This is a genomic window from Gryllotalpicola reticulitermitis, assembly GCF_042651345.1.
GTDB classification, from domain to species: Bacteria; Actinomycetota; Actinomycetes; order Actinomycetales; family Microbacteriaceae; genus Gryllotalpicola; species Gryllotalpicola reticulitermitis.
The window spans coordinates 126,733-141,786 of the sequence record NZ_JBHSCN010000002.1; the positions used below are offsets into that span (position 1 = coordinate 126,733).

Consider the following 15,054-nt stretch of genomic DNA (forward strand, 5'->3'; position numbering starts at 1 on the left):
TCCTCGAGGGGTGGCGACCGGGCGGCGCTCGCCCGGCATCTGGCACATCTTATCGACGCGCACCTGACGTTCGGCCGGTTTCGGGCTCACTCGAAGACTGGGCGTTCACCCAGTCGGGGTTGAGCGCGAGATCACGAATGACCATGTCCAACCCGTGATGCACCGCGCCCGTGCCCGGAATGCTCAGCACCCTGGTTCGCTTGCCCGTCGCCAAGTCATATCGATCCAGGCCCAAAGGAGCGCGCAGGTTCTGACCGACATCCAGCACAAACAGCGACGTCGGCGTAAAGACATACTGAGACTCGCCCATCTCCGGACTCGTGAGCGACACCTCGAACGCCCGCGTCGTGACACCACTCGACAGGTCCGTACTGAACACCTGACCCGACACCGTGACCCACACGTACCGGCCCCCGACGATGCTCGCGGGCAGACCCAACAGATCGTCGTCAACGTCGATCGGTGCGCCGCGCCCGGTGACGAGCGGGATGACCTCGTGCTTCCCTGCGCTGATATTCCACGCCCGCAAAACCGGACGACTGTTGCCCAAGCCGTCCGGTTGCTCGTGCTGCAGGGCGAGCGCGAAGAGAGTGCCATCGGCGCAGGGCGCCTCACTCGCACTCATCACGAACGAGCCCTGCTTCACCGGCAACGTCGCGAGTATCGCGGATTCTCCCCGCGGCGGTTCCGGGTAGAGCTGGACCAGCACATCGACTCGGGGAGCAGCCGGGCTGTGCTCCGCGCCGGTCTCAGCAATGTCGGTCGTTGCGACCACGCGGTCGCCGCACTGACCGACCGATTCGTACATGCCGACCGTGTCCCACGATCGTGTAGTGGCGCCGTCCCCCGTGGTCACCCGGGCGAGATACTCACGATCACCAAAGCCGACGTTATAGACCGCAATGAACCCGTCGCCGTCTGGACTGAGGAACCGGGAGGTCTCGTAGGCCTCCTCGCTGCCGCGCACGGTCGCCGTGAGCCCCTCATCGCTGATCACGTATTCACTGGTCGCATCAGAGAACGACAGGCCACTGCTTCCCCACGTGAGGTGCCCTCTGTCCATCGGCCCGGTCTTCAGCGCCCTCGCGCTGCCCGCACTGTCGACGAGAAGCACGTACCCATCCGGGGCCCCCGCATTGATCCCATTCAGCTGCGGACTCAGCCGAATCGCAGCCACCACTCCTCGCGTCGAGGCATCGCCTCGCCCGACGGCCGGCAGTCTGGCACTCGAACAGCCGCTCAGGACTAGAGCCGTGCCCGCGAGCACGGCGATGAAGATTCGATGACGTCTGGCCACTGCGCCTCCATTTCTCGGTGGGCCGAGACAGCTGGAAGCCGCCCCAGCTCATGTAGAGCGGGGGCGGCCGCCGCGCCGGTTAGAGAGTCTTGTAGGTCACGGTCTTCGACGAGTCCTTGATGTTGTAGGGGTACACACCTGCACCGCCGTTGGAGTCGAGATCGATGCCGGTGGTGTGCTTGTACGCACCCCAGACGAGTTGCGAGCAGTTGTAGCTGCTCGCCGGCACTGTGCGGTTGCTCACGAAGTTCGCGTTGTAGGGCTTGCCGCGCATGCTGTTGTACGCGTAGTTCGCGGCCTTGTCGCGGTTCGCCTGGGTCGTCGACACGTGCTGCTTGACTGCACCCTTGCCGACTTTGATGCCGTCGACCGACGCGCTGCGACTATTCTTTCCGGCCCCGGGCGCTTCAACGATGGTCGACGGCGTGTAGAAGATGCCCGTATGGCCGTGCTGGACAAACAGCGTCGAGGCAGGCGACACGAAGATGTCGCCCTTGCGGTCTGCCTTGCCGAGCGCAACCGTTCCACCGCCGCTGCTGGCCCGACCGACGACCTGACCCGCAGCGCCCGCAGCGGCTGCCGATTCCTGCGCCTCAGCGAGCTGCTGTTCCAGGACCTCGTGCGGCGTGCTGCCGAGTTCTGCCGCCAGCCGATCTGCTTCGTCGCGAAGCTCCTGCGCGCTCGCGCCGGGGTTGAGTGCAACGAGCGCTTCCACAGTGCCACCGCGGGTCTCTCCCGTCACGTCATCGGCGTGGGCGACGCCGACATTCATTGCGACGAGCAGTGCCGTTGCAGTGACGGCGACGATCGTTCGATATGGCTTCACTTGGGAACTCCTTTGTTCGAGTGCGGGACACATTGGTACAAGACCGTAGGGGTGCTGAATGGTCGGCAATAGGGACTAAAGTCCCAAGTCCGGAACCCGGGCGAGGGCTTCCGGTGCCGTGTCCGACGCGCATGTGGCCATCGGACGTTCCGTGGCACGCCCTCACCAACCCCAGGGATAATTCCTGCCATGGGTGCTGAGCTCGCCATCGAGATCGAGGACCTGCGGGTGCGTCGCGGCAAGAGTGAGGTGCTGCGCGGGCTCACCGTCGGCGTACCGCGCGGCAAGGTGGTCGGCCTGCTCGGTCCGAGCGGAAGCGGAAAGACGACGCTGCTGCGCTGCATCGTCGGGGTGCAGAGGATCACGAGCGGCACCGTGACCGTTCTGGGTGCGCCGGCCGGCGCAGCATCCTTGCGCCGCCGCATCGGCTACGTGACCCAGTCGGCGAGCGTCTACGACGACCTGACCGTGCGTGAGAACCTCGGCTATTTCGCACACGTGCTGGGCGCGCCGGCATCCGATGTCGCTCGCGTGATCGGCGAGACCGGCCTGGGTGATCAGGCCACGCAGCTGACGTCGAGTCTGTCGGGTGGTCAGCGCGGGCGCGTCTCGCTCGCCGCCGCGCTGCTCGGAGCGCCGGAGCTGCTCGTGCTCGACGAGCCGACCGCCGGTCTCGACCCGGTGCTGCGCACCGAGCTGTGGGCGCTGTTCCACCGGCTCGCCGACGCGGGCACGAGTCTCGTCGTGTCGAGCCATGTCATGGACGAAGCCGCCCGCTGCGACCGCCTGCTGCTGATGCGCGACGGAGAGGTGATCGCCGACGACACCCCGAGCGGTCTGCTCGCGGCGACCGGCACCCGTGACGCCGAGGCCGCGTTCCTCGCGGTCATCCGGGCACGAGAGGCCGGTGGCGATGCCGCACGGCAAGGGCCGCATCACGGCAGGCACACGGCGGAAGGCCGCGCACGATGACGCCGGGCCGCACGATCGCGACGACCGCGCGCGTGCTGACGCAGATCCGCCACGATCCGCGCACGATCGTGCTGCTCATCGTCGTGCCGAGCCTGCTGATCGGCCTCGTCGCGTGGATCTTCGAGGACACCGCGGTATTCGCTCAGATCGGGCCGGCGATGATCGCGCTCTTCCCGTTCGTCGTCATGTTTCTCGTCACCAGCATCACCACGCTGCGAGAGCGCCGCACCGGCACGCTCGAGCGACTGCTGGCCATGCCGCTCGGCAAGGGCGACTTCATCGTCGGCTACGCGCTCGCGTTCGGCCTGCTCGGCCTCGTGCAATCAGCGGTGGCAGTGTCGTTCGCAGTCTGGGTCTGCGGGCTCTCGATCACGGGCCCCGTGGCCCTGCTCTTCGTCGTCGCCGTGGCCGACGCGCTGCTCGGCACCACTCTCGGGCTCCTCGCGAGCGCGTTCGCTCACACCGAGTTCCAGGCAGTCCAGTTCATGCCGGCGCTGGTGTTCCCCCAGATCCTCCTCGGCGGCATCTTCGTTCCGCGGTCGTCGATGCCCGAGGTGCTTCGCGTGATCGGCGACTGGCTGCCCCTCTCGCACGCGATCGACGCTCTCGGCGCGGTCGCGAACGGTACGCACGACGAGAGCTGGGTATGGACGCGAATCGGATTCCTCGCCGCATGGATCGTCGGGGCCATCATCGTCGGGGCCCTCACCCTGCGCCGGCGCACGGCGTGACCGCAGCGTCCGCGGCGCCCAGCCTGGCCCGCGCGGCGCCCTAGGCGACTGCGCGGTACGGAAGGAAGACGCTCTCCGGGAGCAGTTCGTGCGGCAGCACGGCGGCGATGTCCGCGACGAGTGCCGCCGTCGGGCGCGACGCGGGCTCGCGCGCGGTCATCGCAACCAGAAGGTCGCGCCACTGCGGGTCGAGACCGTCGGGCAGCGGAGGGTCCTGCGTCATGCGGGCGACGGCGGCCTCGACCGTTCCGCCCGGGTACGCCCGCTTTCCGTTCAGGCATTCGAGAAGCACGAGCCCGAGCGCGTACACATCGCTGGCGGGCACGGCTCCCTCACCCGCGACCTGCTCAGGTGCGAGGTACGCGGCGGTGCCGAGGATGCTGCGGTCGGCCGTCAGCCGCTCGTCGCCGAGCAGCTGGGCGATGCCGAAATCGACCAGTTTCGTCGTGAGTCCGCTGCTCGGCCCCTCGGCGAGGAGGATGTTCTCGGGCTTCAGGTCACGGTGGATGATGCCGTCGGCGTGCAGATAGGCGAGCGCAGACCCGAGCTCGACCGCAAGCTGGGGCGCGAGCGACGGGCTCGGCCCGCACGAGTCGAGCCGCTTGCGCAGCGTGCCGCCGCGCACGAGCTCCATCACGATGTAGCCATTGCCCGCACGGGTTTCGACGTTCGCCATGCCATGGGCAGCTGTGCGCGCCGTCGCGCCGGAATCCCAGTCGGCGTCGAACAGCGTCACGAGGTTGGGGTGGTTCGCCCGGGCCAGGAGCCCGATCTCACGCGTTCGCCGCTCGCGCGCCTCGTCGTCGCTGCCGGAGATGTCGTCAGTCGCAAAGACCTTGAGCGCGACTTCGCGGTCGAGCTTCAGGTCGACGCCGCGATACACCGTGGCGGCCCCGCCGCGGCCGAGCGCCTCACGAACGGCGTAGCGCCCGCCGATCACCGTCGAGCCCGTCTCTACGGCCGTGCCGACCGATCCGCTGCTCGCGTCCAAGATCGTGGTCACGCTGGGTCCTTTCTTGTCGCGCATGGCCCGTGGCACGGCGCTGGAGGGAAGAGCGGAAATCGGTGGAACGGAAGTCAGAAGAGCGGAAATCGGTGGAACGGAAATCGATGGGGGAGCTCAGCTGGTGACGAGCTCAGGCGAATGCCTGCGGCCGAGCTGTTCCACAACGGCGGTCAGGCCGTCGTGAAGTGCGGTGTTCGTGGCCTCGTCGAGACCGTCGACCACGTCGACGAGGGTCTGGTGGAAGTGGGCGTACGCGGCATTGATCTTCGCCTCGCCCGCATCGGTGGGCGTGAGGTAGATCGCGCGCCGGTCGTGCGGGTGCGCGGTGCGCTGCAGGTCGCCGAGATCGACGAGGTGGTCGACCACCTTGGTCACGGCGGCCGGTGACAGGTCAAGCATGATCACAAGGTCTTTCGGGCCCATCGGGCGCTCGTCGCGCTGAGCCTGAAGCAGGTAGCGCAGCGCCTGGAACTCGCTACGCGTCAGTCTCGCGATCCGTCGCGCGTTCTCCAGCTCGATGGCCTCAGCGCGCTGAAGCGCGAGCAGGGCCTCGACCGCGCGCACGCCGGCGCCGGTCCGGGGCGCGCGACCATAGAGGTGCTCACTCTCACGACGAACGACATTCAGAGGCACAGCAACGATCCTTTCCGCGAGGTAACGCTACGCGGTGAAATATACACAAACAAATTTTACCCGGTGGGCTATACACACCCTAGGGCATGTGCTAGTGCTCGGCCGAGACCGGCGCGCTGCATGCATACGGTTGAATTGAGCGGATGCCTGCCACCCCCCTGCCCGAGCGCTTGCCGAGCCCCTACGAGGCCGACGCCATGTACGAGGCGTTCGCCGGCTGGGCCGAATCACGCGGGCTCACCCTGTACCCGGCGCAGGAGGAATCCGCTCTCGAACTCTTCCTCGGCTCGCACCTCGTACTCTCGACGCCGACGGGCACGGGCAAATCTCTGGTCGCCGTCGCCGCCCACGCGGCCGCCCTGGCCCAAGGCAAGCGGAGCTACTACACCGCGCCCATCAAAGCGCTCGTCAGCGAGAAGTTCTTCGCCCTGGTCGAGATCTTCGGCGCACAGAACGTCGGCATGGTCACGGGCGACAGCTCCGTCAATGCGGATGCTCCGATCGTGTGCTGCACGGCCGAGATCCTTGCGAACGTCGCCCTGCGCCAGGGCGCTGACGCGGCGGTCGACCAGGTCGTGATGGACGAGTTCCACTATTACGCAGACCCCGATCGCGGCTGGGCCTGGCAGGTGCCTCTGCTCGAGCTGCCGCGGGCCCAGTTCGTGCTGATGTCGGCGACGCTCGGCGACGTGACCGCGATCGTCGACGATCTCACGGCACGAACCGGGCGCGAGGTCGCCCAGGTCACCGGCGTGGCGCGCCCGGTGCCGCTGTCCTACTCGTACGTCGACACCCCCGTGCACGAGACCGTCGAGTCGCTGCTCGAAGGGCGCGAGGCCCCGGTGTACGTCGTGCACTTCTCTCAGGCATCCGCTCTCGAACTCGCGCAAGCGCTCTCGAGCATGCGCATCGCGAGCCGCGAACGCCGCGACGAGATCGCCGAGGAGATCGGCGGGTTCCGCTTCACGACCGCCTTCGGCAAGACGCTGTCGCGACTCGTGCGCGCGGGCATCGGCGTGCACCACGCCGGCATGCTGCCCCGCTACCGCCGGCTCGTCGAGACCCTCGCGCAGCGCGGGCTGCTGCCGGTGATCTGCGGCACGGACACGCTCGGCGTCGGCATCAACGTGCCGATCCGATCGGTCCTGCTCACGGGGCTGTCGAAGTTCGACGGCACACGCATGCGGCAGCTCACGGCGCGCGAGTTCCACCAGATCGCGGGGCGAGCCGGCCGGGCCGGCTTCGACACCGCCGGGACCGTCGTGGTCGAGGCGCCCGAGCACGAGATCGAGAACGCCGCCGCGCTGCGGAAGGCGGGCGACGACCCGAAGAAGCTCAAGAAGGTGGTGCGCAAGAAACCGGCCGCCGGCTTCGTGACGTGGGGTCGCGGCTCGTTCGACCGGCTGATCACCGCCGAGCCCGAGCCGCTCACCCCGCACTTCGACGTGACGGCCGCGATGATCATCAACGTGGTCGCCCGCGGCGGCGACGCGCTCGCGAACATGCGCAGGCTGATCTTCGAGAACCATCAGTCGCGCGCGCGGCAGTACGAGCTCGCGCGGCGCGCGCTGGGCATCTATCGCACACTCGTGACAGCTGGGATCGTGCAGGCGGATGCGTCGGGCCAAGTCTCCCTGACGGTCGAACTGCAGCCCAATTTCGCTCTGAACCAGCCGCTATCGCCATTCGCCCTCGCCGCCATCGAGCTTCTCGACGAGACCGAGACCCGCTCCGTGGCAGAAGCCGCCGATCAAGGCAGCGGCGTGGGCACGGGTCACTACGCGCTCGACGTCGTGAGCGTCATCGAGTCGACGCTCGACGACCCGCGCGTGATCCTCTCGCAGCAGCAGTTCGCCGCGCGCGGCGAGGCAGTCGCCGCGATGAAGCGCGACGGCATCGAATACGAAGAGCGCATGGAGCTGCTCGAGAACGTCACGTGGCCGAAACCGCTCGAGGAGCTTCTCGAGCAGGCATACGAGACCTTCGCGTCGAGCCAGCCGTGGGTGCGCGATTTCGCGCTGTCGCCGAAGTCGGTCGTTCGCGACATGTTCGAGCGCGCGATGTCCTTCGCCGAATACGTCCAGCACTACCAGCTGGCCCGCTCGGAGGGCCTCGTGCTGCGCTACCTCTCCGACGCGTACCGCGCGATTCGGCAGACGGTGCCCGATGAGGCGAAGACCGACGAGCTGCGCGACATCATCGAATGGCTCGGCGAACTCGTGCGACAGGTCGACTCGTCGCTCGTCGACGAGTGGAGCGAACTGGTCAACCCGACCGTCACTGGCGACACGCCGGTCGTGCCGCCCGCGCCGCCGAGCATTCTCGCGAATCGGCGCGCGTTCACCATCCTCGTGCGCAACGAGCTCTTCCGGAGGGTGCAGCTCGCAGCGCTCGAGCGCGACGACGAGCTCGCCGGGCTCGACCCCGATGTCGACTGGGGCGCGTTCCTCGACGGCTACTACGCCGACCACGAGGAGGTGCTCACCGGGCCGCCGTCGCGGTCGGCGGCGCTGTTCTCGGTCACCGAGGGCCGCGACGACGAAGGGCGCGGCGTGTGGCAGGTCGAGCAGACCGTCGACGACCCGGCTGGTGACCACGACTGGCGCATTCGCGCGACCGTCGACCTCGCCGCGTCCGACGAGGCCGGTGAAGCCGTGCTGCACGTCGACTGGGCCGGCCGGTTGTGAGCGCGACCATCGCATCGAAGACGCAGTAGTTGCGACGCGGAGCCGCTCCGGGCGACAACAAGTCCGTTCTCGATGCGGCAGAAGCCGGGTCAGCCGAGGACTCTGTCGAGGTAGGCGTTGCGGAAGAGGCCCTGCGGATCGAGGCGGTCGCGCACGGCGACGAAGTCCGAGAAGCGCGGATACGCCTCGGCGAAGAACGCCGCATCGCGGGTGTGCAGCTTCCCCCAGTGCGGGCGGCCACCGGCTGCGATCATGATCTTCTCCGCCTCGGTGAAGTATTCGAGCTGGTCGGGTCGCGTCTCGCGGTAGTAGCGATGCACTGCAATATAGCCCGTGGACCGCCCATACGCGGTCGAGAGCCAGTTGTCATCGGGCGCAGCCGCGCGGACCTCGACGGGGAACGAGACGCGCCAGCCGCGGCGATCGATCAGGCTGCGGAGCTCGCGTAAGGCGTCAGGCACCGCCGTGCGCGGCAGCGCGTATTCCATCTCGCGAAAGCGGACCGTGCGGTTGGTGACGAAGACCTTGGGCGAGGCATCCGTGAAGTCGCGATTGCCGGTCAGCTTCTGCGCGAGCCGATTCACCGTCGGAATCATGCCCGGCGTGACAGTCGCCGCCGCGCACAGCGCGCGGTACACGCCGTTCGCGGTCACCTCGTCGTCGAACCAGCGCCCGACCGGGTTGAGCGGATGCCTCACCGCGTCGCCCGGCAACCGCGTGTTCGTCTTGGTGAGCGCCGTCTCGGTGTGCGGGAACCAGTAGAACTCGAAGTGATCCTCGCGCGCCGAGCGGTCGAGGTAGCTGTCGAGAACCTCCGGCAGCGGCTCGGGCCGCTCGACCGCGCGCAACGAGAAGGCCGGCACGCACTGCACCGTCACATCGACGAGAATTCCGAGCGCGCCGAGCCCGAGCCGCACCGCCGGCAGCAGTTCGGCGTTCTCAGTGTCGGAGACGCGCAGCAGCTCACCGTCGCCGGTCACCAGCGTCACGCCGACGAGCTGTGCCGCGAGTCCGGCGAAGGAGCCGCCCGTGCCGTGCGTTCCCGTGCTCGTCGCACCGGCGATGGTCTGGCGATCGATGTCGCCCATGTTCTCGAGCGCGAGCCCGTAGGGCGCGAGCAGTCTGGGCAGCTGCCACAGTCTCGTGCCTGCGGCGAACGTGACCCGAGCGGATGACTCGTCCACGGCGATGACCCCGGAGAGGCGATCGAGCAGCAACTGCACCCCATCGGCCACGGCGATGCCGGTGAACGAATGCCCGGCGCCGACCGCTTTGATCGTGAGTCCCTGTTGGGCCGCCGCGCGAACGGCGCGCTGCACCGCCTCCGGATCTCGCGGCGTCTCGATGCGCACCGGGTGGGCGGATTCCGCTCGCGACCAGTTTCGCCATTCCACGGCTCGCAGGACGTTGGGGCGACCGCGACCCCGCCATGAAGAGTCCGCGGAACCCGGCGCGGGACGGGGCGCGGGAGCTGCACTCGCGAGCAGCGGGTCCTCCCTCACAGGAACGCCTTTCCCTCACCGCGATAGCTCGGCGTCATTCCCGCCAGCCCATCAGCACCGATGAGCGCGAACTCGTTCACGTGCTCGGAGAGCTCGCCCGACTTGGTGTGGCGGAACCAGACGCGGTCCCCCGGTCGAAGCGACTCCGCCGCGTCGCCTGACAGCGGAGTCTGCACCTCGCCGGCCATCTCGCGGGGCGCCATCACCAGTCCCTGCGGCCACACGGGCCGAGGCATCCGATCGCCGCCGGGCGGTCCTGAAGCGATCCACCCGCCGCCGAGCACGGTCGCCGTGTCACGCTTCGGCCGCCGCACGACCGAGAGAGCGAACGCCGCCGCGGGCGCCGGCGTGAACTCGCGATACCCGTCGAAGAGGTGACCGCCGAAGAGGCCGCTGCCCGCCGCGATATCGGTGCATGACGGGTCGGTCGACGTGAACTCGAGCGACCCCGTGCCGCCGCCGTTGACGAACTCCAGCTCGGCGACCGCGCGAACCGATGCCACGGCTTCGGCCCGGCGCGCGAGCAGCTCGGTCTTCGACTGGCGCTGCATCCAGCGCACGGTGCGTGCGAACGCCGGGCGCCCGGCCGGGTCGTCGCCCTGACCGGCGATCTGAGCCTCGTACGACATCATGCCGACGAGCCGGAAGCCACTGCGTCGCGCGATGTGCTCGGCGAGCGTCCTCGCGGCGGCCGGCGTGTGCACCGGCGAGCGCCAGACGCCGATGCGCCCGACGGGCCCCTGCCACGACGCATCCAACTCGATCGCGACGCGCAGCTGCTCCCGCCGGTCCGGCGGCACGACCGCGTCGACGAGGTCGAGCTGCGCGACGGAGTCGACCATGAGCGTGACGCGCGCCGCGAGCGTGTCGTCGGCCGCGAGCCGTGCGATCGCCGCGCGTTCGGCGGTCGGGTACCCGACGACGACGTCACGGATTCCCGGACGCCCCGGCTCGTCAGCGGCCAGCCACACGGCCTCGCTCAATGTGTACGCGAGCACGCCCGCGTAACCGGGCAGAGCGAGCACCGCATCCAGCACCTCGCGCACCCGCACCGACTTGGATGCCACGCGGATCGGCTTTCCGCCGGCGCGGCGCAGCATGTCGTGCGCATTGTGCGCGAGCGCACCGAGATGAAGCGCCCCGTACGGCGGGTCGAGCTCGCGAGTGGCATCCGTCAGCGTCGGCCAGTACGCCGACGGGCTGAGCCACGGCTGCGTGGTCGGAACGGCGGTCAGATCGATCAAGCGACGCTCCTCACGCGTGCAACGGCCGCCGCGCCGAGCAACGCGGCCACGGCGGCGAGGATGAACAGCCCGGTGAATCCGCCGAGCCAGAAGACGATCACACCGCCGAGCAGCGGGCCGAACGCCTGCGGAATCGCCCACGCGATGTTCATGATGCCGAGATCTTTCCCGCGCGTCTCGGGGTCGGGCAGAACCTGGGTCGCGAGAGCCTGGTCGACGGCGAGGAAGCATCCGTAGCCGAGCCCGAGCAGTACGCCGCTCACGTACGCCATCGGCATCGACGGCACGAACGCGAGCAGCACGGCCGCGAGCGCCTGCACGACGCTCGCGATGAAGACGAACACCTTGCGGCGCTGCAGGCGGTCCGAGACACGCCCCAGCACCAGGGCGGCCACGATGATGAACACCATGTAGACGAGGACGAGCGGAATGAGATCGTCCTGCGCGGCACGGTCGCCGAGACCGAATTCGAGGAAGTACAGCAGCAGCGTCGTGCCGATGGCGTTGCTCAGGTTCATCAGCACGCGGGAGAGCAGCGTCCAGCCGAAGTCGCGGTGCTCGCGCGGCGAGATCCACAGCTCGGAGACGATCCGGCGCGGCGTGAGCGGAGGCAGCGTACGCGTCGCGTACGGCGGGTCGGCCACGAACAGCACGAAGGGGGCGACGAGGACGACGAGCGCGATCGCGGCGAGTGCATACCCGCCCAACGTGCCGAGTCCGAGTACCGTCACGAGCGCAAGGCCGACGATGACGCCGATCGCCTGCGGAGCGCTCATCCAGCCGGAGACGTAGCCGCGCTGATCGACCGGCACCTGGTCGGAGATCATCGCGGTGAGGGCGGCCGTCAGCACGCAGAACCCGGTGAGCGCGAGCGCCCAGAATACGGCGACGCCGGCAATCGTGGTCTGCACCCCGAGCGCGACCAGGGCGAGCGCGAAGAGCAGCGCTCCGCCCGCGACCCACGGGCGTCGCCGTCCGAAACGGCTCGTCGTGCGGTCGCTGAGCGCGCCGGTGAGCGGGTAGGCGACGACGGCGCAGAGCCCGGCGACACCGGAGACGACGCCGAACCAGAGCACGTTGTCGACCCAGTATCCGGTCCGCAGCTGGGCCTGGATCTGCGCAGGGAGCAACAGCTGGATCGGCGTGAGCTGCGCCATCCATACTCCGAGCCACGCCGTGGCGAACAGAGGGATCCATCGGCCGGTCACGCGCGAGGACGGCTCGATTCGCGCGGGGGCCGCGATGCCACTCATGTGGGGACACTAATGGAGAACTGCGGCCCGTGCACGCGCCAGGCGGCGAGGCTAGTCGAAGACGCGCCGGTAGTCCTCGACCGTCGAGACCGGACCTCGTTGCGTGTGCAGTTCATCGAGCGCCGCGGCCCGGCCTTCGGGCGCGCTCACCGCCGCGGCGAGCTGCGCCTTCAACTCGTCTGGCGTCTCGAGAACACGCGAGTGGTCCGGCGCCTTCGCGTGCGGAGCGAGCGCGAGAACGACGAGCCCCAGGTAGTACGCCGCCTTCACGACGTCGAGTACGTGCGCGCCTGCATTGATGTCGAGATAGACGGATGCCTTGTCCAGCTCCTCGCGGATCCCGCCTTGGGTGATACGCGGAACGAGCGTCAGATTGGCGTGCCTGCTGCCCAGCTCGTGCAGCTTCTCGCTCATCAGGGTGAGAGCCGCGACGGAGAACGTGACGTCGGGGAAGGCTTCCAGCAGTTCCGCGAGCGCCGGAATCTGGTCGGTGTTGGTCAGGGTGAAGACCCGTTGCGGGTCGTAGCCGTGCTTGTCGGCGAACTGGCCGAGGTGCGAGAGGTAGCTGAGCCGCACCGGAGTCTCGGGGTACTGCGCAGCCACCTTCCGCTGCACTCGCTCGTCGCAGAACACGATGCCGGTCAGGGACCTGGGCTCCTCCAGCTCCGCCGCCATGTTGCCCGGCGGCTCGCCGCGCAGCGGCTCCTGCCAGAACAGGATGGTGTTGGGTTCGGCGGCGCGCCTGCGCGCGACGAACAGCGGGTGCGACAGTGAGTTGATCAGGATGCGATCGTCGGAGAGCTGCTGGTCGTCGATGAAATGCGAGACGAAGTCCGTGAGGGTCTCGAATGCGAACAGGGCGCTCTGCGAGCGCATCGTCACGAGCCGGGAGACGTGATCGATCTCGATCGCCCACTCCCCTGGCCCCTGGTACACGGTCTGGTAGGCGGTGCCGCCGCTGTAGTGGGTCGTGGCGTACCGAGTGCCGTAGCGGTCGTAGTGATCGGTGTGCCCGACGGTCCCGTCCGGCAGGAGCCAGTCGACGCTCTCCACCTGCCGGAATGAGTTCGGCTCGTAGTTGATGCGGCCGACCACCCCGCCGTCGTGGCGGATCTCGCCATAGCTCTCACGGCCCTGCCGGATTTCGCACCACGGGGGAATCGGCACCTCGTTGAAGAACAGAGGGCGGCCCGTGCGCGCGATACCGGTGTACGTCACGAACGGGCACAGTGCCCCGTCCGGCAACTCGCCGTCGTACTGGATGATCACCGGCGTGACTGCGACGCCTGCGGTCGCAAGAGACCGCATGAGTTCCTTCGTGGCGTCATCGTAGGCGTCGAACAGGGCTAGCACGGCTCCCCTTCGCGCAGCAGGCGCTCCCAGAGCTTCCGGACGTTCGCGGCCGTGTAGCCCTCCGCCTTGCGGAGGCTCTCCCTCCGCATCTCGGTGACGGACGGTGAGTCGAGCACGTGCACGATCGCGTCGGCGAGCGCGTCGACGTCGCGGTCGCTCAGGGTGCACGGCACGAGGCATCCGTTCACGCCTGACTCGACCATCTCTCTGTTGCCGTAGTCGACGTCGAATCCGACGATCGGCAAGCCCTCGGCAAGCGCCTCGAGGAGCGATAGCCCGAACCCCTCCGAGGTGGACGCCGACGCGTACAGGCCGTAGGCGCCGAGAACCCCCTCGAGCTTGTGATGCCCCTTGAGCGTCACGTATTCCGCGGCGTGCAGCTCATCGATCACCGCGATCAGGCGACCGCGGTCGCCCTCGCCGTAGATGTCGAGCCGGAGTTCCGGCAGTCTCTTCCGCGCAGCGCTCACGGCACGGATCAGGACGTCGATGTGCTTCTCCTCCGCCAACCGGCTCGCGGTGACGACGGCGAACGGGTCGTGCTCGCTCTCGACTGCCACAGGCGCGGCGATGCCGACGGGGATGCACGTGACGCTCAGATCACCGGCGAGACCCTGGGCGGCGAGCTGGTGTTCGAGCCGCTCTCTCTGCCGGTGCGTCGAGACGATGAGGCCGTCGACCAGCTCGGGCCGCGTGAACACGTTCTCGTAATGGTTGTTCCACAGGAGCACCCCGTCGTCGATCTGCTTGAGGTCGAAGTGCTCGGCATGAACGACCGAGTACAGGCGATGCTCGCCGATCACGGGGTAGATGCCGTCGATGACGTCCAGCGCCCGGTCGACGATGACCAGATCGTCGGGCCTGCTGAACAGGTGCGCGAAGACGAACTGGAAGAACTGTGACCTGCCCTCGAGCACGATGTCGCCGCGGAACGAACTGGAGCGGCGGCCGCGTCTCCGGTGCGGGGTCTCGTGGAGCGGAGAGGCCGGGGTGATCAGAGTGCGTGCGATCGCGTCGCCACGATAGAACTGCTGCGCGGCGATCACGCCACCCGGTGTATAGAAATCGCGTCGCAGCAGGTGGTTGTCGTGAAAGTACTCCACATTGTTGAGGGATGCGTCGTAGTGATCGACGCGCACGAGTTGATCGCGGACCACAGTCTCCACCCGGTCGACGTAGCGGTCGTCGGTGGTCTTGATCCGATAGCGCACGGCCGAGTCGGTCAGGGCGACCTCAATATGGCCGGGTCTTGGCTGCGGGTCGGAGTGGGGCTGGGAGATCATCGACACGAACGCCTCGATGGTGAGCGCGAACGGCGCGGCCCCTCGACCCGTCACAAGGTTGTAGATCCACAGCACTTGCGGCCGCGGGAAGTCGAGGCGGTCGGAAAAGTAGCTGATGTTGGTGCCGATGTAATCGGTGAAGACGTAATAGTCGTCCACCCACGGGATGTCGGCGAAGAGCCGGCGGCGGTACACCTGTGCGTACTCGACACCGCTGGAGGCGAGGCCGACGGCCTTATTGATGTTGTAGACGCGCACCGGACCGCC

At 68.2% G+C, this 15,054-nt stretch carries 12 protein-coding genes; 3 read left to right on the plus strand and 9 right to left on the minus strand.

The features are described from left to right. Positions 1-49: 49 nt before the first annotated feature. Positions 50-1,114, minus strand: a complete 1,065-nt coding sequence (locus ACFOYW_RS01090; RefSeq protein ID WP_390226724.1) for a hypothetical protein — start codon at positions 1,112-1,114, stop codon at positions 50-52. Positions 1,115-1,376: 262 nt separating this feature from the next. Next, the gene (locus ACFOYW_RS01095) at positions 1,377-2,123 is read right to left on the minus strand and encodes a YiiX/YebB-like N1pC/P60 family cysteine hydrolase (protein ID WP_390226725.1); all 747 of its coding nucleotides are present in this window, start codon (positions 2,121-2,123) and stop codon (positions 1,377-1,379) included. A 189-nt stretch (positions 2,124-2,312) separates the two neighbouring features. On the opposite strand from ACFOYW_RS01095, the gene ACFOYW_RS01100 reads away from it, so the two are divergent. Both ACFOYW_RS01100 and ACFOYW_RS01105 read left to right on the plus strand, forming a co-directional pair. Continuing rightward, complete coding sequence (locus ACFOYW_RS01100; protein ID WP_390226726.1) at positions 2,313-3,095, plus strand: ABC transporter ATP-binding protein; 783 nt, start codon at positions 2,313-2,315, stop codon at positions 3,093-3,095. Then, a complete protein-coding gene (locus tag ACFOYW_RS01105) occupies positions 3,092-3,826 on the plus strand; it encodes an ABC transporter permease (protein WP_390226727.1) in 735 nt (244 codons plus the stop codon). Before ACFOYW_RS01100 ends, ACFOYW_RS01105 begins: the two co-directional genes overlap by 4 nt. A 40-nt stretch (positions 3,827-3,866) precedes the next feature. Here the strand turns inward: ACFOYW_RS01105 and ACFOYW_RS01110 are convergent, their stop codons facing one another. After that, a complete protein-coding gene (locus ACFOYW_RS01110) occupies positions 3,867-4,829 on the minus strand; it encodes a serine/threonine-protein kinase (RefSeq protein WP_390226728.1) in 963 nt (320 codons plus the stop codon). A gap of 117 nt (positions 4,830-4,946) precedes the next feature. Beyond that, positions 4,947-5,465 carry a MarR family transcriptional regulator gene (locus ACFOYW_RS01115; RefSeq protein WP_390226729.1) on the minus strand — a complete coding sequence of 173 codons (519 nt, stop codon included), beginning with the start codon at positions 5,463-5,465 and terminating at the stop codon, positions 4,947-4,949. Positions 5,466-5,608: 143 nt separating this feature from the next. On the opposite strand from ACFOYW_RS01115, the gene ACFOYW_RS01120 reads away from it, so the two are divergent. Further along, positions 5,609-8,152 carry a DEAD/DEAH box helicase gene (locus tag ACFOYW_RS01120; RefSeq protein ID WP_390226730.1) on the plus strand — a complete coding sequence of 848 codons (2,544 nt, stop codon included), beginning with the start codon at positions 5,609-5,611 and terminating at the stop codon, positions 8,150-8,152. A gap of 89 nt (positions 8,153-8,241) precedes the next feature. Here ACFOYW_RS01120 and ACFOYW_RS01125 read toward each other — a convergent pair whose 3' ends face one another. The 5 genes from ACFOYW_RS01125 to ACFOYW_RS01145 form a co-directional block, all read right to left on the minus strand. Further along, entirely contained in the window at positions 8,242-9,546 is a 1,305-nt protein-coding gene (locus tag ACFOYW_RS01125) for a D-arabinono-1,4-lactone oxidase (RefSeq protein ID WP_390226731.1), read from the minus strand. A gap of 104 nt (positions 9,547-9,650) precedes the next feature. Next, positions 9,651-10,895: an alanine racemase gene (locus ACFOYW_RS01130; protein ID WP_390227352.1), complete on the minus strand. Its 1,245-nt coding sequence runs from the start codon at positions 10,893-10,895 to the stop codon at positions 9,651-9,653. Continuing rightward, positions 10,895-12,151: an MFS transporter gene (locus ACFOYW_RS01135; RefSeq protein WP_390226732.1), complete on the minus strand. Its 1,257-nt coding sequence runs from the start codon at positions 12,149-12,151 to the stop codon at positions 10,895-10,897. Before ACFOYW_RS01135 ends, ACFOYW_RS01130 begins: the two co-directional genes overlap by 1 nt. Positions 12,152-12,202: 51 nt before the next feature. Beyond that, positions 12,203-13,504, minus strand: coding sequence for a hypothetical protein (locus tag ACFOYW_RS01140; RefSeq protein WP_390226733.1), 1,302 nt, complete (start codon positions 13,502-13,504; stop codon positions 12,203-12,205). After that, a complete protein-coding gene (locus tag ACFOYW_RS01145; RefSeq protein ID WP_390226734.1) occupies positions 13,498-15,045 on the minus strand; it encodes a glycosyltransferase in 1,548 nt (515 codons plus the stop codon). The genes ACFOYW_RS01140 and ACFOYW_RS01145 overlap by 7 nt, the downstream gene beginning before the upstream one ends. Between the last annotated feature and the right edge of the window lie 9 nt (positions 15,046-15,054).